Here is an 18,090-nt window from a genome sequence, read left to right on the forward strand (position 1 = left end):
ACTTGGCCCCTGCAGTGCATGCACCGTGCCAAAATGGCACATTTTAAGGTTAATCAAGCACTTGGGTTAACCATCCGGTCCCGCCCCATTTGCCGTTTCGCAATCCGCCATGCCGGGCCCGCTGCAATTCGCGTCGTCCCGCTGCAAAATGCGAAAATCCCGGGCCGTTGCCGTGCCGGCTGATGATTTTCACCTTGAATTTCAACAATAGAGGCAACTGGCACACATCTTGATTAACCATGGCACCACCCTGCGTTCAGGAGCCATCTTCCCGTGCCACGTCCCCTTCGGCCTGCCCTTGCCACCGCCCTCACCGGCCCGCTGATGCGCGGCCTGGCGGCGTTTGGCAGCGCCGAAATGATCGGCCGCATCGTGCGCCTGCTCACCACATTGGTTATTGCACGGCAATTGTCGCCGGCCATCGTCGGCACCGCCGCGCTGGCGCTCAGCCTGTTTGAACTGTGCCGGGTGTTCATGAACATCGGCGCTGGCCAGCGCATCATCGCCGCCAGCGCGGCCGAACTGGCCGCCACCTGCAACAGCGCCCACCGCCTGTTCTGGGCCTGGTCGCTGGTGGTGGCGGCGGTGCAGCTGCTGATCGCCGCCGTGCTGGCGCTGGGCTTTGGCCAGGCCGATGCCGGCTGGATGCTGGCGGCGTTCGCGCTGGTCTATCCCTTCATGCCCGGCGGGCTGGTGCAGGTGCATCTGGCCATGCGCGAAGGCCGCAACGCCGGCATTGCCCGCACCGCCGCCATCCAGGTGGTCGCCGATCAGCTGCGCACCGCCGCGCTGCTGCTGGCTTGGCCCAGCCCGTGGGCGGTCGTGCTGCCGAAACTGCTCACTGCGCCCGTTTGGCTGGTGCTCACCCGCCGCAACCGGCCGTGGGCCCCCGATGCCGCCCAGGGTCTTGCCCCGCTCACCGGCCTCGTCCGCTTTGGCGGCGGCGTGCTGCTGGCCGATGCCCTCGCCGCCCTGCGCACCCAGGCAGACAATCTGATCATCGCGGCCACGCTCGGCCCGGTGGCGCTGGGCAGCTATTATTTCGCCTTCAACGCCGGGCTGGGCATTGTCACGGCGCTGGCCGGTGCCTTTGGCACCGTGGCCTTCCCGCTGCTGTGCCGGGCCGATGATCCGGTCCGCGCCCTGCGCGGCCAGCTGCTCGGCGGGCTGGCGCTGTTCGCCACCCTGATCGCCGTGCAGGCGCTGGCCGCGCCCTATTATGTGCCCATCCTGTTTGGCGCCCATTGGGCCTTTGCTGCCCCGCTGGTTGCCATCCTGTGCGTTGCCGGCATCGGCCAGCTGGTCGCGGTGATCGCCGCCAACTGGCTGCGCGCCAATGGCGCCAGCGCCCGCGACGCGCTGCGCAGCCTGTGGGTCTGTGCCGCAGCGCTCGGCGGCCTGTGGATCGGCGCGCAGAGCGGCAGCATCACCGCCGCCGCCACCGGCCTCGTGGCCGGCACGCTGGTCGCCAGCCTCATCACCCTCATCACCATCCTGCGGCCAGCCCTGGCCTCCCCCCACCAGGAGCAACCGGCATGAGCCTGATCCCTGCCATCCCCGCCATTTCGATCGTGCTGCCGGTGTACAACGCCGCCGCCACGCTCGCCGCCACGGTCGCCAGCGTGCAGGCACAGAGCCGCATCGATTGGGAATTGATCATCATCGATGATGGCTCGCGCGACGACAGCCTGATGACGGCGCTGGCGCTGGCCCAGGCCGATCCGCGCATCCGCCTTCTCTCCAAGGTGAATGGCGGCGTCGCCAGCGCCCGCAACATGGGGGTGGACGTGGCCTTGGCACCGCTGGTCGCCTTCATCGATGCCGATGATCTGTGGGCGCCCACCAAGCTGGAACAGCATCTGGCCGTCCATGCGGCCGATCCGGCGCTGGCCGGCAGTTTTGCCCGCATCGCCTTCGTGCCGGAGGGTGGCGACGCCATTGCCGCCGATCAGACCCAATCGCGGCTGCCGGCCGGCCTGCTGGGCCTGATGGATGTGCTGGGGGACAATCCGGTGTGCACCATGTCTAACCTGGTGGTCAGCCGCGCCGCCTTCCAGGCCGTAGGCGGCTTTGATCACCGCCTTCGCCATGCCGAGGACCAGGCGCTGATCGCGACGCTGATCGCGGCGGGTGACCGGCTGGCCGGTATCGATGCCGTGCTGGTGGGCAATCGCTTCAGCCCCGATGGCCTGTCAATGGATCTGGAAGCGATGCACGCCGGCTGGCGCCAGGTGGCGCAGCGCCATCTCGCCGGCCGCGCGCTGGCCCGGATGGAGGCGCTGCACCGCCGCTACCTCGCCCGCCGCGCCCTGCGCTCCGCCGGGCCCGGCCGGCAGGCGCTGCGCCATGTCCGCCACGGCCTCGCCCGTGATGCCCGGGCCTTTCTGAGCGACCCGCGGCGCGGCCTGGCCACCATTGCCGGCGCGCTCGCCGCCCCGCTGCTGCCGCGCCCGCTGCGCGCCCACATCTTTGCCTGATTCAAGCGACAGGAACCCACGCCAATGACGATTGCGCCCATCCCCGCCACGCCGGCCATCTCGGTCGTGATGCCGGTCTACAATGTCCGCCGCTATGTCGCCGAAGCCGTGCAATCGGTGCTGGCCCAGACCATGGCCGATTTCGAACTGATCATCGTTGATGATGGCGGCACCGACGACAGCATCGCCATCTGCCGCACGTTCGATGATCCGCGCATCCGCATCGTGGCGCAGGCCAATCGCGGCCTCGCCGGCGCGCGCAACACCGGTATCCTCGCCGCGCGCGCGCCGATCATCGCCTTCCTCGACAGCGATGATCGCTGGCTGCCGGAAAAATTGGCGCTGCACCTGGTGCATCTTTCGGCCAATCCGGATCTTGGGCTGTCCTATTGCCCATCGCGCTTCATCGATGAACAGGGCCAGCAGCTGCGCCTCAAGCAGCAGCCGCGCCTTGACGGCATCACGCCGGAGCAGATTTTCTGCCGCAACCCGGTGGGCAATGGTTCGGCGCCGGTGATCCGCCGCAGCGCGCTGGAGGCCGTGGCCTTTGATCACCCCAGCGAGCGCGGCCGCGTCTGCTTCTTTGATGAAGGCCTGCGCCAATCGGAAGACATTGAAATGTGGCTGCGCCTGGCCATCCTCGGCAATGTGCGTTTTGCCGGCATCGCCCCGGCGTTGACCGAATATCGCATCGCCAGCGGCGGCCTGTCGGCACAGGTGGTGCGCCAGTATCAAAGCTGGCTGGCCGTGGTGGAACGGCTGCAGGCCTATGCCCCCGATTTTGCCACGCGCCATCTGCCGCGCGCCCGCGCCTATCAGCTGCGCTATCTCGCCCGCCGCGCCGTGCAGCTGGGCGATCACACAATGGCGGTCACCCTGCTCAAGGAAATGCTGGCCAGCAGCCGCCGCCCGCTGGTGGAGGAACCGGTGAAATCGCTGGTCACCATGGCGGCCGCCCTTGCGGGCCGCGCGCTGGGCCCGGAACGCTTTGCCCGGCTGGCCAGCATCGCCGCCGGTGGCCGGCTGGCCGCCTGATGCGCCCGCGTGTCGTTCACCTGCTCGATGATTTTGCGCTGGGCGGCGTCACCCGCGGCCTGGCCATCTTCAACAGCCCGGAAGTGCAGGCCGTGGCCGATTGCCGGGTGCAGGATATCGCCCCCGATGCCATGCTGGCCCCGCGGCTGGATGCCGATGTCATCATCATCCATTTCCCGCCCAACTGGCAGCGCCTCGCACTGCTGGCCAGCCTGCGCCGCCGCAATCCGCACGCGCGCATCATCCATGTCGAGCACAGCTATACCGGCGCCGGGGAAGCCTTGAAAGTGCGCCGCACCGGCCGCTTCCGGCTGATGCTGAAACTGGCGTTCCGGCTGGTGGATCATGTCGTTTGCGTGTCACGCGGGCAGGCCAACTGGCTGCAGGGTGTCACCGGCCTGGCCGCAGACCGCATCAGCGCGATCCATCCCTACAGCGACAATCCCGGCCTTGCCACCATGGCGCTGCCCCAGCCCGGCGACCGGCTGCGCATCGGTGCCTATGGCCGCTTCTGCGAACAAAAGGGCTTTGAAGATCTGATCCGCGCCATGCAGGCCGGCGCCCTGCCGCATTGCGATCTGGTGATCGGCGGCTTTGGCGAGCTGGAGCCCATCTATCGGCGCCTCGCAGACGGCAATCCCCACATCCATTTTGCCGGCAAGATCAGCAATGTCGCCGGCTTTCTCGCCGGGGTGGACGTGGTGGCGCTGCCATCCCGCTGGGAAGCCTATGGCCAGGTTGCCAACGAAGCGCGCGAGGCCGGGCGGCCGATCCTGGTCGCGCCGGTGGATGGCCTGCCCGAACAGGTGGGCGATGCCGGCCTGGTGGTGGATTTCAACAATCATGCCGGCCTGGCGCTGGCCATTGCCGGCCTCACCCCGGCGCGGCTGGCGGCCATGGGCGAAGCCGGGCGCGCCGCGACCCAGGGCTGTGGCGCCGCCCGCGCCGCGCAATGGGCAGCGCTGATCAGCCGGCTGGTGGCTGGGGCCTGATGGGAGGCTTCAACGCAATCCCGATCGCCACCAGCCCCGGCCACACCAGATAGGCCAGCACCTCCAGATTCTCGCCAAAGCTGTAGAGCCACAGCACGAGGATCATCGCAAAGCCGGTGCGCCCGTTGGCGCTGGCCAGCGCGGCGCGCAGCAGCGCCGCCAGGCTCCACAGCATCGGCAGCGCCAGCGCCAACAGCCCGGCAAAGCCCTTGACGAACAACAGGCCATACCAGCTGTGGTGGCTGCCGATCGGCATATATTCCACCAGGTGCGGCCCGCGCTCCACAATGCCGTGGCCAAACCACCAGGCCTCGTTCTGCCAGCGTTCGATGGCGATGCGGCCCAGCGCGGCGCGCACGCGCGAACTGTCGGCCCGGGCACTGGAAAACTGGTCCATCAGGGCCGTGGCAAAGGCGATCAGCTGGGGACCGGCAAAACCGGCAACCAGCGTGCCGGCCCCGGCCGTGAACCACAACGCCGGCTGGCGCAGGCGCCGCACCAGCCACAGAAATGGCAGGATCAGGGCCAGCGCCACCAGCGCCAGCCGCGATTGCGACAGCAGCGCCATGGCCAGCGCCGCGCTCACCCCGGTCCAGCGCCAGCGCGCTTCCGGTTCGCGCAGCGCCAGCAGCAGGTGAACCACCGCCACCATGCCGGCCGCCGGCGACCAGGGCGCAAAAAACTGCCAGCGCGCCGTGCCGACTCCCGGCTCGATCGTATAAAGGATGGCGGCGAAATATTCGTCGTCGGATCCGCCGAAGATCTTGAGCGGCGACACCCACAATTTGCCCGGCAGGCCGACATAGGGCGCGATCAGGAAGATCGGCAGCAGCAGCCAGGTCTGCCGGCCCAGCCGGCACACCGCCCGCGCCAGCGTTTGCATGCGGATCGGCAGGGCAAAGCCGGCGGCGACAAACAGGGCGAGCAGCGCCCAGCCCTTGGCCCAACCCACGGCGGATTTGATCGTTTGCCCGGTGCCCAGGCTGAAATTGGCATGGCCGGCAAACAGGATGAACAGCATCGCCGCCATGCCCGCCGCCCAAGCCCACACCGCCCCAGGCGGCCGGGCGGGGCGCTGCCAGACGGGCAGGGCCGGCGCCAGATAATAGGCCCGCGCCACCAGCAGGGCCAGCAGCCAGCCCAGCACCGGCCCGGCCAGATAGAGGCCACCAACCAGCCACAGCGCCCAGGTGGCACCGATGGTGGCGGTGATCAGGCCTTCGCCAGCAGCCGGTTCAGGATCGGTTGGCGCAGCCACAACAGGGCAAACCCCAGCAACACAAGGATGGTGGCAGCCATCGCACCAGCCAGCGCAATGATCAAGGACGGGCTGGCCGGCTGCCGCGGCAGCGAGGGTTCAGCCAGCGTCTGCACCAGCGGATAGGAGGCAAAGGGATCCTGCTTGTTGGTGTCGATCCGCGCCAGCGCCGAGGAGAAGACCGCTTCGGCGACCCGGTGATCGCGCAGCAGATCGGCCAGTTCCGATGCCTGGGCAATCAGGGCCGGCGATTGCGCCTGCGCCCGGGCCAGATCGGCGCGCAGCTCGGCCAGCGCCGCGCGCGAACCGGCGGCTTCGGCATCCCGGCCCGACATTGCCTGCATCAGGCCCGACCGGCCATCGCCCAGCTGCACATCGATGCTGGCCAGGATGGCGGCTTCCGGCAGCCCGGTCAGTTCGCGCCCACGCCGCACCAGGCTGGCGCGCAGCTGGTCACGTTCGCTGGTGAAGCGCGCCAGTTCGGCATGGCGCGGGCCCAGCGTGCCGGATTTTTCCGCCACCTGCGCCGCCACCGCGGCATGGCGGGTGGCCAGCTGCTGGAACAGCGGGTCGCCGCGCAGCCGCATGGCCAGGTCAGCCCTGCGCGGGTCTTCGCCCAGCGTGGCCGCCAGCTGCCCCGCCGTCCCGGCCTGCAGCCGGGCAGCAACGCGCAGATCACGCTCCTTGTCCTTCAACGTGTCCACCGCGGCGATGCGGGCGTTGAACTGGTCCAGCGTCGCCAGGCCATGGCTGGCCTGAAAGGCGATCAGCCGCTGCTGCGCGGCGCGCACCTTGGCGGCCAGCTGCTCCAGGTGGCGCACATCATTGGCCTCGCGCTTGGCCGCCTCATCGGCGCGCAAGATGTCCAATCGGGCCAGGAACGCCGCGCGCAGGGCCTCGGCCCGGCGATGCGCCTGTTCGGCGCTGCGGCCGGGCATGGTCACATGGATCAGGTTGGTCTGGTCCACCAATTTGATCCCTGGTTCGGGAAAGCCATCCACCGGTTCGCCGGCTCGCCTTGCGGCATCGCGCAGCGTCACATCGGCGCTCAGCAACTGCTTGTAATTCTCGGTGGGCGACAGGCTGGCGCTGGCAAAGGCCGAGCTGGTCGCCGATTGCGCCTGGCCGATGCTTTCGACATTGATCGAACCGCCGCTGCCCGAACCGGGCAGGATCAGGCTGAATTCGCTGTCAAACCGCTTGGGCATCAACAGCAGATAGGCGGCGGTCAACACCCAGATCACCGCCAGCGCCGGCAGGATGCTCTTCCCATAACGGCGATAGCGGCCGGGGCTGGGCAGGCCTTCGCGCACCAGCCGCCACATCCGCACCAGCCGGCGATCCTCGATCAACTCCATGCGCGGGGTCATTGCGCCAGCCCGTTGATCAGGGCCGCCGGCACCAGCGCATTGCCGATCACGCCAATGGCATCGGCCACCGCCATGGCACCGCTGTCATAACAGGCGATGGCATCGCCGGGCATCAGCCAGGGATTATGGTCATCGCGGTCGGCATGGCGCACCAGCCCCTCGATCGAACGGGCGATCACAATGGCGCGCCGGTTCACCGGGTTGCGGCTGATCAGCACCGCCTGCCGCGCCGCTTTCATCGCCGATCCGCCGACGCAGTTGGCCGAAACCAGCCCTTCGATCAGCCGCGTGCCATAGGGCAGGCTGGTCGATTCCTTGCCGATCGCCGATGCCGCATTGTGGCTCGCCGGCCGCGACAGGTTGGACATGAACACCCGGATGCCCGGTGCCGTCACGCTGCTCGGCCGCACCAGCAGCGGGTTGAAGCAGCCGGTTGATGGCACGATGATCCGGTCACCCGCCGCCAGCTGCGGATCGGCCGGCACGCCGCCGGTGAAGGCCGGGATGAGATCGATGCGGGTATATTGGCCGCCGCGCAGCAGATACACGGCATCGGCCGCGGCATCGGGGCGGATGCCGCCGGCCAGGCGCAGCGCGGTGGCCAGCGAACGGCCGGTGTTGAAATCGCCCGATGCGGCGTTGCTGATCGTCACCGATTGCGCCTCGGCGCTGCGCTCGCCAGCCCGCACCAGCCCGGGTTCAAACACCGCGCCTTCCACCGAAACCTGCACGCCGGCCTGTTCCACCTGGGCCAGCACGACATTGCCGGGAATGTCGCGCACCACGGCGCGTTCGATCAGCGCGGCGCGCAGGCTGGCCGCCACCTCGGCCAGCGGCCGGCCGGCCACTGCCACATCCACCAAACCGGGGATGACCAGGCGGCCATTGGCGCCCACCACATGCTGGCCGGTCAGCGTCTCGCTGTCACCGCTTACCACCAGCTTCAACCGGTCGCCCGGCCCGATCAGCGCCGGGCCGCTGGCAAGGGCAGCGCTGGCCACCGGCGTCAATCCGGCGGTTTCGGCGGGCACGGCCGGCAGCTGGCACGGGGCGGCGCGGCCATCGGCCAGGCGCTGTTCGGCCTGATACTGGGCGCCGGCGAGGTTGCGCGGCGTCGGCATGGTGGCACAGCCGGCGAGAAGGCTGGCAAGGCACAGGCTGAGGATGGCAGAACGGGCAGGCATGGCAGGGCAGCTCCAGGGGTTTGCCGCCATTCAGCAAAGGCCATGCCAATCACCGAAATGCCTGCGATTTCAGCGCAAGACCCGATCAGGCCGGGCCGGGAATTGCATAATGCGAAGATTTGTTGACGCAAATTGCAAATATAGCTAATCTCATTCTGCAATAAGGGTTAACAGACATGTTGCATTTCAAGCATTTGGCGGTTGGCACGCCTGATGCTTAACCAAGTGGCAACCAAACAGCCCGAACGGGAGCCCCAAATGCCGCGCCACCGCATTCTCATTGTTGAAGACATGCCCTCGCTGGCGCTGGCCTATGCCGCCCAGGTTGAGAAGGCCGGGCACGAACCCGTGGTGGCCGACAGCGCGGCCGGCGCCTTGAATGCGATCAGCCAGAACCCGGAATTTGGCGCCATCCTGCTCGATCTGCAGCTGCCCGATGCCCATGGCCTGGAATGGCTGCGCGACAATCCGCAGATCATCGCCAATTATCCCGTGGTGGTGGCCACCGCCGATGCCTCGCTGGCCCGCGCCATCGATGCCATGCGGCTGGGCGCCTTTGATTTCCTGGTGAAGCCGATTGCCGGCACCAGGCTGGTCTCGGTGCTGGCCAGCGCGCTGGAAACCGGCCGGCCCGCCCCCGTTGCCGAGCCCGAAGCCGAAGCCCCGGCCGAAGCGCCGGCTGCCGCCGCCAGCGCGCCGCGCCAGCGCAGCAAGCCGCGCCCCGGCCTGTTCATCGGCGGCTCGGCCCCGATGCAGGAGGTCTATCGCCTGATCGATTGCGTCGCCGCCAGCCGCGCCACCGTGTTCATCACCGGCGAAAGCGGCACCGGCAAGGAAGTCTGTGCCGAAGCCATCCATGGCGCCTCGGGCCGCGCCAATGGCCCGTTCATCGCCATCAACTGCGGCGCCATCCCGGAAAATCTGCTCGAATCCGAACTGTTCGGCCATCTGAAGGGCAGCTTCACCGGCGCCATCACCGATCGCATCGGCGCCGTGCAGGCCGCCCACAAGGGCACGTTGTTCCTCGATGAAATCTGCGAAATGGCGCTGCCGCTGCAGGTGAAGCTGCTGCGTTTCCTGCAAACCGGAACGGTGGAGCGCGTCGGCTCCAACCGGGTGGAAGAGGTGGACGTGCGTATCGTCTGCGCCACCAACCGCGATCCCGAACGCGAAGTTGCCGAAGGCCGTTTCCGCGGCGATCTCTTCTATCGCCTCGCCGTCGTGCCGATGCACATGCCGCCCCTGCGGGAGCGGCCGGGCGATGTGCGCGAACTGGCCCAGGCCTTTCTCGACCGGTTCGCCCGGGAAGAGGGCAAGCAGTTCGATCCGCTCGGCACCGCGCAGCTGGCGCAACTGGAAGGCCACAGCTGGCCGGGCAATGTGCGCGAACTGCAGAATGTCATGCGCCGCGCCGCCGTGCTCAACGCCGGGCCGGGCCTGCCGGCCTCCGCCTTCGCGCTGGGGGCAGCAACCGCCGCCGGCGGCGCGCCGCTCGCCGCGCCGCAGCCGCCGCGCGATGATCTCCTCTCGGCCCTGCAGGCCCTGAAGGGCCTGACGCTGGACGAGATCGAGCGGCTGGTGATCGAAGCCGCCATCGACACCGAAAACGGCAGCCTGCCCGCCGCCGCCCGCGTGCTCGGCGTCAGCCCTTCCACCCTCTATCGCAAGCGCGAACGCTGGCAGCATCCGGCCTGACATGGCAAACAGGCCCGCATGCGCCGCCTGTTCATCGCCCTTGCTCTCCTTCTGCCTGCCGGCGCGGCCGATGCAGCTGTGATTGATTCCGCCGTGACGGCGGGCGCCACCCGCCTCGGCCATGCCTTCATGGCCATTTGCGCCGGGCCCGACATGGCGCTGCCCGCCGCCCTGGCCCGCGCTGTTGCGCTGGGCTTTGTCCTGCGTCCGGACTTGTCGATCAACAGCGCCAACTGGGCGGGTGGGCGGCGGCGTCTGGAAACGTTGGTTCTGCCGGGGCCTGCCGATCGGCCGCCGCTGCTGACCGCCCTGCTCGAAGAAAGTCGCCGCGCCGATGGCAGCCTGTCCGATTGGCGGTGCGACGTGACGCTGCCAGCCAGTGCCACCGCCCCGCCCCGGCGCGAGGTGGAGGCCGTGCTGAAAACCCTGTTGCCGATCATCGGCCCGCGCGACTGGCCGCTGCGCAGCATCGAAACGCCCGCCGGCCCCAGCTTTGTTGCCGAACAGCGCCGCGATGGTCTGATCGATGCCTATCTTGCCGATGCCGGCCAGCACCGGCTCGGCCGCATGCCGCTGGGCCAGCCCATAACGGTGCCGCGATGATGCGTCCTCTTCTTGCCGCCCTGCTTGTGACCGCGCCAGTTGCTGCCCAGCCGGCGCGGCCACAACCGCTGCGGCCTGCCGAGGCAACGGCGCGCGCCACGCAGTTGGCGCAAATCTTTGCCGCCATCTGCCGTGGTCCCGATCCGGCCGCCAGCGCACTGGCCGCCGCCGCCCAGGCGCAGGGCTTCCGGGAACGGCCGGCCAGGCGCCGGACCAGCGGCGCCGCCAACGACTGGCAGGGCCTACACAGCGAATGGGCGCTGCACCCCGCTGGTGACGAGCAGCAGCCGCCATTGCTGTTCCTGTGGCTGGACGAGGAACGCCGGCCGGATGGCCGCCTGTTCAAATTCCAGTGCGAGCTGAAGCTGCCGGCCAGCGCCGCCGCCCCGCCGCGCCGGGAAGTGGATGCGGTGTTCAAGGCGGTCAACGCCGTGCTGGCCGGGCCCGGCTGGGCCCTGAAGGCCGCAAAAACGCCCTTTGGCACCGTCCATGTTGCCGAACGTGATGCCGGCGGCGTGCGCGAAACCTATGCGGCCGCCATCGGCTTCCACACGCTCACCAGCGCGCCAACCCCGGCGTCGGCTGCCGTCAGCCAGCCCGATTGATTTCGTCGGCTGCCGATACGGCGGCATTGGCCGGCCTGTTTGCCAGCGCGTTTCTGGCCGGCTCCATCCTGCCCGCCCAATCCGAAGCGGTGCTGGCCGCCCTGCTGATCGCCGGCCGCCAGCCAGCCGCGCTGCTGGTGCTGGTCGCCAGCCTGGGCAATATCGCCGGCGCGCTGCTCAACTATGGCCTCGGCCGCTCGGCCGATCGCTTCCGCCACCGCCGCTGGTTCCCGTTGTCGGCGGCGGGCTGGGACCGCAGCGCCGCCCTATTCAATCGCTGGGGGGTGTGGAGCCTGCTGCTCAGCTGGCTGCCGATCATCGGCGATGGCTTCACCGTTCTGGCCGGCGCCGCCCGCACGCCGCTGGGGCGGTTCGTGGCTCTGGTCAGCATCGCCAAGGCCGGGCGCTATGCCGTGCTGGCGGCGCTGCTATAGAAGCTCCATCACCTGCAGCGCGGCGCGTTCGCCCGATTCCAGCGCGCCCTCCATGCCGCGCGCCAGCTGCGCCGTGTGCTCGCCGGCAAAGACGATGCGGCCGATGGGCTGATCAAAGGCCGCCGCCAGCCCGGCGCGGATCTGGCCCGGCTTCCAGCTGACATAGGCGCCGCCGGCAAAGGGATCGCGCTGCCAGCTGACATGGCGGACCGCGCGGATGGCGCCCCTGGCCGACGGGCGCAGCCGCTCGATATCGGCCTGCACCGCCGCAATCGCGGCCGCTGGTTCCATGCGGTCCAGCCGGTCGGCCGCAAAACCGTTGACATAGGCCAGCAGGGTTGGCGGCGCGGCGGGATCGCCGGTCAGCACCAGCCGGCCCGCCAGCGTGTCGGTCCACAGCGCCGGCGGCAGGCCGTCCGCTTCCCAGAACGGGCGCTGCACCTCGAAATAGACGAGGAAGGTGCGGTTGTACTCGATGCTGTCCACCGCACGTTGCTGCAGCGGCGGCAGGGCAGGGGCAAAATCGATCAGCCGCAGGGCCGAAGCGGGCAGGGTGCAGATCAGGTGCCGGGCGGCGATGCGCCGGCCATCGGCGGTGATCGCCACCACGCCGGCCGCATCATGTTCCACTGCCACGACTGGCAGGCCGGTTTGCAGCGGGCCCTTCAGGGCCTTTGCCATGGCTTGGGGCAGGCCCATGTTGCCGCCCTTCACATGCAGGGCGGCGGCGCCGGGCTGCGCCGTCATCACCTTCAGATTTTCGGCGATATGCCAGTGCATCAGCACCGAAAGATCATGGGCGCTGTTGCCATAGCCGGGGTTGATGCCGAACCCCAGGCGCAACTGATCCGGTGTCCAGCCCTTGGCCAGCAGCAGTTCGGCCACCGAAACATCCTGGCCGGCAAAGGCGGGGCTGCGCCAATCATCCAGCGACTGGAACGGGCTGAGCGCCCGCAGCGCCGCCGCCCCCACCGCATAGGGCGGCAAGGCCTCCAGGCGCGGATCGCTGAACGGGTTGGCGGCGTGGCTGGCCCAGGCCTCCGCACGGATGGTCTGGCCCAACAGGCTGATGCCCATGGCGCCGGCGCTGTCGGCGCGCGGGCGGGCCGGCTCCACCACCACGCCCAGCCGCTGCGCACGATCAAGAAAGCGTGCATAGCCTGATCCGACGATGCTGCCGCCCGCTTCGGGACTGCCGGGCAGATCGGTCAGGCTGTGCACCCGGCCGCCCACCCGGCTGCGCGCTTCCAGCACCCGCACGCGGGCCCCCGCCTCTTCCAGCAACAGGGCGGCGTTGAGGCCGGACAGGCCGGCACCCAGCACCAGCACATCATCGATGGCCGCCTGTGCCCGCGCCCTGCTGGCCGCCGCACCGGCCGCCAGCAGCGCTGCCGCGCCTGTCATCACCTGCCGCCGGTCGATCATGCCTGCCTCCCGATTTGTCCGGACAAGTTGGCACGGATGACCGCACAAAAAAAGAGGGGGCAGCGATGCCCCCTCTTCCTTCGCCTGTGGTTGCTGCGATCAATATTTCACGCGCAGACGGGCATAGTAGAAACCGCCGTTGAATCCGAACGGGCCGCCGACGTTGGGATAGATCTGGCCATCGGCCAGGCTGTTGGTCAGCTGGAAGATCCGGTTGTCGGGCGAATTGGCCACCCGGTCCGGATAGGCGCTGAACGCGTTGATGGCGCCCACCGACAGCGTGTAATGATCGGCGAACGTGTAGGACACGTCGATATCGGTGGTGAACTTGGCGCCGAACCGCTGGCCCGGATAGCCCACCTCTTCGCGCCAGGCGCCATAATAGGCCTCGCGCACAGTCACCGCCCAGCCATTGTTGGCCCAGTTCACCGTCAGGTTGGCGCGATGGTTGGGCGCCAGATTGCCGATGTTGGTCACCAGCGCATCCGAGATGATGGCCGGATCACGCCGGGTCACGACCGACTTGTTGTAGCTGTAGGCCAGGGTTGCCGTGGTCTTGCCGCCCACAACCTCGCCGCGCCAGGTGCCGACCAGATCGACACCGCGGGTGCGGGTATCAAAGGCGTTGGTGAAATAATTCACCGCGCCGCCGACGCCCACCGCCGCCAGCGCTGGCAGCGCCGCGATGTTGGCCGCCGTCACGTTGAAGTTCTGGCTGATGCCGATGCGGTTCTTCACCTTCACGCTGTACACGTCGATGGTGAAGTTCAGGCTGTCGCTGGGCTGCAGCACGATGCCGGCGCCAAAGTTGGTGGACCGTTCCGGCCGCAGCGAGCTGGCGCCATAGAATTGCGCGATGCTGCTGGTGACCGGATAGGTGCCAACCTGCACCTGATCGCCGCCCACGAAGGTGGTGGTGAGGATGGCCGTGTTGTTCTGGCCCGGCGACGGCGCGTGGAAGCCGGTGCCGGCGGTGCCGCGCAGCGAGACCACATCACTGGCCTTCCACAGGAAATTGCCCTTGCCCACAAAGGCGCTGCCGAACGTGTTGTAATGTTCGAAGCGGCCCATCGCACCCAGGCTCAGCGCGTCGGTCACATCGGTTTCAAGCCCGCCATAAATGGCATAGCTCTGCTGGCTGCGGGTGCCGGCAAAGGTCGGGCTGGTGCCGCCATAGCCCGAAGCGCCCGGCGGCTTCGTCACCTGCCCGGCCGGAAGATAGGTGCCATTGCCCTGCAGCGCGAACAGATTCTGCACCGCAAACGGCCCGCCGGCATAGGATTGCAGATCGCCTTCCGTCTGGGTGTAGCTTTCGCGGCGGAACTCCGCCCCGGCCGACAGGGTGATCGGCGATGCCAGCCCGGCTTCGATCGGATAGGTGAAATCGGCGTTGAAGTTCACCTCTTCCTGGATCAGCTTGCCGAATTCGAAGCTGGTTTGCGTCTGCGAACCGAACGACGGGCTCAAGGAGCCATACATCGACAGGTCAAGCTGGTTGCGCGCCAGCGTGCCCGACACATCATAGGTGAAGCCGCTTTCCAGCTTGCCCTTGATGCCAAGGACGCCCCACAGCTGATCGGTTTCCCCGACAAAGCGCGGCGTGAAGCCGGCCGGATACAGGGTGGAGAAGCGATAGACATTGTTGTCGAGCACAAAGCCCGACGACGGGCAGCCCAGCGCTGCGGCGTTCGCCGGGCAGCGCGTGAGATAGATCGGCGTGGCAAAGGCAGCGTTGGGGTTGATGTTGGCGGTGCCGCCACCCACCAGGCCCAGCGTGCCGCCGATGGGCGAGCGATAGTTGAAGCTCTGGTCTGCCTTCAGATGGGAATAATTGCCCATCAGATACAGCTTCGCCGCGTCCGACAGCTCATAGGCGCTGTTGAGCAGGAAGCGATAGCTATACCCCGGCGAGGTGCCGTAAATCTGCGCCGGACCGGGGAAGTTCGGGATCTGGCTGGCCAGGCCCGGGTTCTGGTTGGCAAACACCAGCGCGATCGGGCGCGTGGCGTTGCGCACCGTGCCCTGTTCGTCATTATATTCGCCGGTCAGGTTGATGAAGCCGCGATCGCCCAGCTTCACCCCGGCATTGGCGGCGATCTGCCAATTCTCGCCGTCGCCGCGGTGGGTCAGGCCATAGCGCGCCACCACTTCCAGGCCAGCATCCTCGCGCAGGCCATAGTTCATCACGCCGGCAATGGCGTCGGAACCATATTGCGCCGTCGCACCATCGCGCAGGATCTGCAGATTGCCGATGCCCAGGCTGGGAATGGTCGAAATGTCGGCGCCCTGCGAACCAAAGCTCAAGGCCGTGTCACCGCCGGTGAACACCTGCACCAGCGCCGAACGCACCAGACGCTTGCCGTTCATCATCACCAGCACCTCATCGGCCGACAGGCCGCGCAGCGACGGGGCGCGCACGAAGGTGGAGGCATCGGCAATGGCGTTGGAACCGACATAGAAGGACGGCACGAGATTCTTGATCACATCCAGAATGTTGGATGCCGGCTGTGTCGCCAGATCGGCCGCGCTCACCACATCGACCGGCGACGCCGAATCCAGGATCGACCGATCGGTGCGGCGGGTGCCGATCACCAGGATCATGCCATCATCCTTGTCGGCCTTGTCCTCGGCAGCGGCAGCGGGCGCGGCGGCCTGGGCCATGGCGGGAGAGGCCGCCAGCACGCCGGCCAGCGCCGTGCCTGCCAGCAGCACACAGCCAAGCGCCGTTTCCTTCATGTGCTTCATCATTGTTCCCCTATTCTTGGCCTGCCCCCCGGCAGGCTGGGGAAGAGTCTATGCCTGCTGCAGATGCGAACAACGGGGCGAATGCACCACGCCCCCCAATTTGATCAGTTTGCCGCCAAGTGTGACAAAAATACTGCAATTTCTGTCATTTATGTAATGTTATCCGGCCAACCAGCGGCTGATCCGGCTGCCCGCGTCGGCCAGCAGCGCCGCCGCCGGCCCCTGTTCCACGATGGCGCCATCCACCATGAACGCGGCCGTGTCGGCGATGGCGGCCGCCTCGGCCAGATCATGCGTCACGATGATCATCGGCGCCGCCGTCCGCGCCCGCACATCGGCGACCAGCCGCAGCAGCGCGCGGCGCACCGGCGGGTCCACGGCGGCAAAGGGCTCATCCAGCAGCAGCAGGTCGGGCGCCCGGGCCAGCGCCCGCGCCAGCGCCACCCGCATCTGCTCCCCACCCGAAAGCTGCGCCGGCCGCCGGTCCAGCACCGCGCCCTCCAGCTGCATCGCCGCCAGCAGGGCGCGCGCCGCAGCTTCATCACGCCGGTCTTGCGCGATCATCACATTGGCCAGCGCATCCAGGTGCGGGAACAGCCCGCCGCCCTGGATCACCAGCCCCACCCGGCGCCGCCACGCCGGCAATTGCTGCCAGTCCTGCCCCGCCACCAGCACCGTGCCGCTGGCCGGCACCAGCCCGGCAATCGCCTGCAACAGCGTGGATTTGCCGGCCCCCGATGGCCCGACCAGCGCCAGCGTCTGCCCCGGCGCCACCGCCAGCGTGGCCGCCACCGCCATCGGCCCGGCGCGCGTCAGGGCAAGGCGCAACCCTTCAGCCACGGCGTCTGCCCAGCAGGAACAGCATCAGGATGGCCACAAGGCTGATCGCGGCCAGCAGCAGCGCCAGCCGCACCGCGCCGCCCATGTCAAACGCCTGCACCCGATCATAAATGGCGAGGCTCAGCGTCGCCGTCTCGCCCGGAATGGCGCCGCCCACCATCAGCACCACGCCAAATTCGCCCAGCGTGTGGGCAAAGGCCAGCACCGCGCCGGTCGCCAGCCCCGGCCAGGCCAGCGGCAGCTCCACCAGGCCAAAAGCCCGCAAGGGGGACAGGCCACAACTCGCCGCCGCGCCGCGCACCGCCGGCCCGATGGCGCGAAAGGCCTGCGCCGCCGGCTGCACCGCCAGCGGCAGGTTGACGATCACGCTTGCTGCCCAAATGCCGGCAAAGCTGAACACCAGCCGCCCGCCGGTCAGCGCCGCCCAGGCCCGGCCCGGCGCCGTTTCCGGCCCCAGCCCGATCAGCAGCGCCAGCCCCAGCACGGTGGGCGGCAACAGCAGTGGCAGGATCAGCAGCGCCTCAACCAAGGGCCGCCCGCGCCAATGGGTGGTGCCCAGCCAGCGGCCGAGCAGCAGCGCCAGCGGCAGCAGCGCCGCCACCGTCGCCAGCCCCAGCCCCAGGCTCAGCCGCAGCGCCGCCAGATCATCGCCCGTCATGGCGTGCCAAAACCAGCCGCTTTCAGCGCCGCCTGCCCCCCCGGCCCGGTCACGGCATCGGCCAGCGCCCGCGCCGCCGGCGATGCGCCCGGCATGATCACCAGCGTCTGCAACAACGGCGGATGCAGGCCGGGGCTGATCGGCAGCACGGTGACCCCGCCTGAAGCGCGCGCCAGCGGCAGCGCCACAATGCCGGCATCGGCCGCCCCGCTGGTCACAAAGGTCAGCGCCTGGGCGACATTGTCTCCCAGCACCAGCGGCGCATGCCCGATGCCGGCCTTGCGCAACACCGCCTGCGCCGCCGCGCCATAGGGGGCGTGGGCCGGATTGGCGATGGCCAGATGCTTCACCTGCCGTGCGGCAATCGCCGCCTTCAGGCTGCCCAGATCGCGGATCGCGCTGCCCGGCGGCACCACCAGCGCCAGCCGGCCCAGCGCATAGGCGCGGCGCTCCACCCCCGGCACGGCATCGGCCAGCCGCTGCGCCAGCGCATGGTCGGCCAGCAGCAGCAGCTGGAACGGCGCGCCATTGATCGCCTGCTGCACCATCTGGCCGGATGATCCAAAGCTCAGCCGATAGGTCGCACCGGTCCTCGCCTGCAGGGCGGTCACCATTGGCGGCAGCACCAGCCGCAGATCGGCCGCCGCCGCCACCGCGACTGGCACCGGCCCTGCCGCGCGCAATGGGTTCGGCAGCAGCAGCAGGAACAGCAGGAACCACCTGAACGTCATCTTCGTCTTGTGCCAGCCGCTCGGGCCAGGTGCAACGC

17 protein-coding genes are annotated in these 18,090 nt (G+C 68.7%); 8 read left to right on the forward strand and 9 right to left on the reverse strand.

Annotated features, from left to right (window positions below; all coding sequences use genetic code 11):
* Positions 1-49: 49 nt before the first annotated feature.
* Positions 50-241 carry a hypothetical protein gene (locus CHU93_RS17330; protein ID WP_133064389.1) on the reverse strand — a complete coding sequence of 64 codons (192 nt, stop codon included), beginning with the start codon at positions 239-241 and terminating at the stop codon, positions 50-52.
* 32 nt (positions 242-273) lie between these two features.
* On the opposite strand from CHU93_RS17330, the gene CHU93_RS11310 reads away from it, so the two are divergent.
* The 4 genes from CHU93_RS11310 to CHU93_RS11325 are packed head-to-tail and all read left to right on the forward strand — an operon-like array spanning position 274 to position 4,504.
* Positions 274-1,539 (forward strand): oligosaccharide flippase family protein, encoded by a 1,266-nt coding sequence (locus CHU93_RS11310; protein WP_133064390.1) that lies wholly within the window; start codon positions 274-276, stop codon positions 1,537-1,539.
* Complete coding sequence (locus tag CHU93_RS11315) at positions 1,536-2,477, forward strand: glycosyltransferase family 2 protein (RefSeq protein ID WP_094474144.1); 942 nt, start codon at positions 1,536-1,538, stop codon at positions 2,475-2,477. Before CHU93_RS11310 ends, CHU93_RS11315 begins: the two co-directional genes overlap by 4 nt.
* 24 nt (positions 2,478-2,501) lie before the next feature.
* Entirely contained in the window at positions 2,502-3,512 is a 1,011-nt protein-coding gene (locus CHU93_RS11320) for a glycosyltransferase family 2 protein (protein ID WP_094474146.1), read from the forward strand.
* On the forward strand, positions 3,512-4,504 hold the full coding sequence (locus CHU93_RS11325; protein ID WP_094474147.1) for a glycosyltransferase family 4 protein: 993 nt from the start codon (positions 3,512-3,514) through the stop codon (positions 4,502-4,504). The genes CHU93_RS11320 and CHU93_RS11325 overlap by 1 nt, the downstream gene beginning before the upstream one ends.
* On the opposite strand, the gene CHU93_RS11330 is transcribed toward CHU93_RS11325, so the two are convergent.
* The 3 genes from CHU93_RS11330 to CHU93_RS11340 are packed head-to-tail and all read right to left on the reverse strand — an operon-like array spanning position 4,479 to position 8,316.
* On the reverse strand, positions 4,479-5,762 hold the full coding sequence (locus CHU93_RS11330) for a capsular biosynthesis protein (RefSeq protein ID WP_094474148.1): 1,284 nt from the start codon (positions 5,760-5,762) through the stop codon (positions 4,479-4,481). The genes CHU93_RS11325 and CHU93_RS11330 overlap by 26 nt on opposite strands.
* The gene (locus tag CHU93_RS11335; protein WP_094474149.1) at positions 5,717-7,132 is read right to left on the reverse strand and encodes a GumC family protein; all 1,416 of its coding nucleotides are present in this window, start codon (positions 7,130-7,132) and stop codon (positions 5,717-5,719) included. The genes CHU93_RS11330 and CHU93_RS11335 overlap by 46 nt, the downstream gene beginning before the upstream one ends.
* Positions 7,129-8,316, reverse strand: coding sequence for a polysaccharide biosynthesis/export family protein (locus CHU93_RS11340; protein WP_165768710.1), 1,188 nt, complete (start codon positions 8,314-8,316; stop codon positions 7,129-7,131). Before CHU93_RS11340 ends, CHU93_RS11335 begins: the two co-directional genes overlap by 4 nt.
* 258 nt (positions 8,317-8,574) lie before the next feature.
* Between CHU93_RS11340 and CHU93_RS11345 the strand changes: the two genes are divergently transcribed.
* From CHU93_RS11345 to CHU93_RS11360, 4 genes are read left to right on the forward strand one after another with little or no spacing between them, the layout of a single operon-like run.
* Complete coding sequence (locus CHU93_RS11345) at positions 8,575-10,011, forward strand: sigma-54-dependent transcriptional regulator (protein WP_094474194.1); 1,437 nt, start codon at positions 8,575-8,577, stop codon at positions 10,009-10,011.
* 18 nt (positions 10,012-10,029) lie between these two features.
* Complete coding sequence (locus tag CHU93_RS11350) at positions 10,030-10,614, forward strand: hypothetical protein (protein WP_094474153.1); 585 nt, start codon at positions 10,030-10,032, stop codon at positions 10,612-10,614.
* Positions 10,611-11,219: a hypothetical protein gene (locus CHU93_RS11355; protein ID WP_133064391.1), complete on the forward strand. Its 609-nt coding sequence runs from the start codon at positions 10,611-10,613 to the stop codon at positions 11,217-11,219. The genes CHU93_RS11350 and CHU93_RS11355 overlap by 4 nt, the downstream gene beginning before the upstream one ends.
* On the forward strand, positions 11,216-11,653 hold the full coding sequence (locus CHU93_RS11360; RefSeq protein WP_165768711.1) for a YqaA family protein: 438 nt from the start codon (positions 11,216-11,218) through the stop codon (positions 11,651-11,653). Before CHU93_RS11355 ends, CHU93_RS11360 begins: the two co-directional genes overlap by 4 nt.
* Here the strand turns inward: CHU93_RS11360 and CHU93_RS11365 are convergent.
* From CHU93_RS11365 to modA, 5 genes are all read right to left on the reverse strand, one after another.
* Positions 11,648-13,078: a flavin monoamine oxidase family protein gene (locus tag CHU93_RS11365; protein WP_094474155.1), complete on the reverse strand. Its 1,431-nt coding sequence runs from the start codon at positions 13,076-13,078 to the stop codon at positions 11,648-11,650. The two genes, CHU93_RS11360 and CHU93_RS11365, sit on opposite strands and share 6 nt — an antisense overlap.
* 99 nt (positions 13,079-13,177) lie before the next feature.
* Positions 13,178-15,826 (reverse strand): TonB-dependent receptor plug domain-containing protein, encoded by a 2,649-nt coding sequence (locus CHU93_RS11370; protein ID WP_243375585.1) that lies wholly within the window; start codon positions 15,824-15,826, stop codon positions 13,178-13,180.
* Between the two features lie 156 nt (positions 15,827-15,982).
* Entirely contained in the window at positions 15,983-16,663 is a 681-nt protein-coding gene (locus tag CHU93_RS11375) for an ATP-binding cassette domain-containing protein (RefSeq protein ID WP_243375588.1), read from the reverse strand.
* Positions 16,656-17,321, reverse strand: a complete 666-nt coding sequence (modB, locus tag CHU93_RS11380) for a molybdate ABC transporter permease subunit (protein WP_094474159.1) — start codon at positions 17,319-17,321, stop codon at positions 16,656-16,658. Before modB ends, CHU93_RS11375 begins: the two co-directional genes overlap by 8 nt.
* A complete protein-coding gene (modA, locus tag CHU93_RS11385; protein ID WP_094474161.1) occupies positions 17,318-18,052 on the reverse strand; it encodes a molybdate ABC transporter substrate-binding protein in 735 nt (244 codons plus the stop codon). Before modA ends, modB begins: the two co-directional genes overlap by 4 nt.
* Positions 18,053-18,090: the final 38 nt, after the last annotated feature.

Origin of the sequence: Sandarakinorhabdus cyanobacteriorum, from assembly GCF_002251755.1 — a bacterium.
GTDB classification, from domain to species: Bacteria; Pseudomonadota; Alphaproteobacteria; order Sphingomonadales; family Sphingomonadaceae; genus Sandarakinorhabdus; species Sandarakinorhabdus cyanobacteriorum.

What these genes read in the sequence shown, in the direction of transcription:
- CHU93_RS17330 (WP_133064389.1), bottom strand. Translation starts at nt 241, where the DNA reads ATGGTTAATCAAGATGTGTGCCAGTTGCCTCTATTGTTGAAATTCAAG.
- CHU93_RS11315 (WP_094474144.1), top strand. Translation starts at nt 1,536, where the DNA reads ATGAGCCTGATCCCTGCCATCCCCGCCATTTCGATCGTGCTGCCGGTG.
- CHU93_RS11320 (WP_094474146.1), top strand. Translation starts at nt 2,502, where the DNA reads ATGACGATTGCGCCCATCCCCGCCACGCCGGCCATCTCGGTCGTGATG.
- CHU93_RS11325 (WP_094474147.1), top strand. Translation starts at nt 3,512, where the DNA reads ATGCGCCCGCGTGTCGTTCACCTGCTCGATGATTTTGCGCTGGGCGGC.
- CHU93_RS11335 (WP_094474149.1), bottom strand. Translation starts at nt 7,132, where the DNA reads ATGACCCCGCGCATGGAGTTGATCGAGGATCGCCGGCTGGTGCGGATG.
- CHU93_RS11340 (WP_165768710.1), bottom strand. Translation starts at nt 8,316, where the DNA reads ATGCCTGCCCGTTCTGCCATCCTCAGCCTGTGCCTTGCCAGCCTTCTC.
- CHU93_RS11345 (WP_094474194.1), top strand. Translation starts at nt 8,575, where the DNA reads ATGCCGCGCCACCGCATTCTCATTGTTGAAGACATGCCCTCGCTGGCG.
- CHU93_RS11350 (WP_094474153.1), top strand. Translation starts at nt 10,030, where the DNA reads ATGCGCCGCCTGTTCATCGCCCTTGCTCTCCTTCTGCCTGCCGGCGCG.
- CHU93_RS11355 (WP_133064391.1), top strand. Translation starts at nt 10,611, where the DNA reads ATGATGCGTCCTCTTCTTGCCGCCCTGCTTGTGACCGCGCCAGTTGCT.
- CHU93_RS11365 (WP_094474155.1), bottom strand. Translation starts at nt 13,078, where the DNA reads ATGATCGACCGGCGGCAGGTGATGACAGGCGCGGCAGCGCTGCTGGCG.
- CHU93_RS11370 (WP_243375585.1), bottom strand. Translation starts at nt 15,826, where the DNA reads ATGATGAAGCACATGAAGGAAACGGCGCTTGGCTGTGTGCTGCTGGCA.
- modB (WP_094474159.1), bottom strand. Translation starts at nt 17,321, where the DNA reads ATGACGGGCGATGATCTGGCGGCGCTGCGGCTGAGCCTGGGGCTGGGG.
- modA (WP_094474161.1), bottom strand. Translation starts at nt 18,052, where the DNA reads ATGACGTTCAGGTGGTTCCTGCTGTTCCTGCTGCTGCTGCCGAACCCA.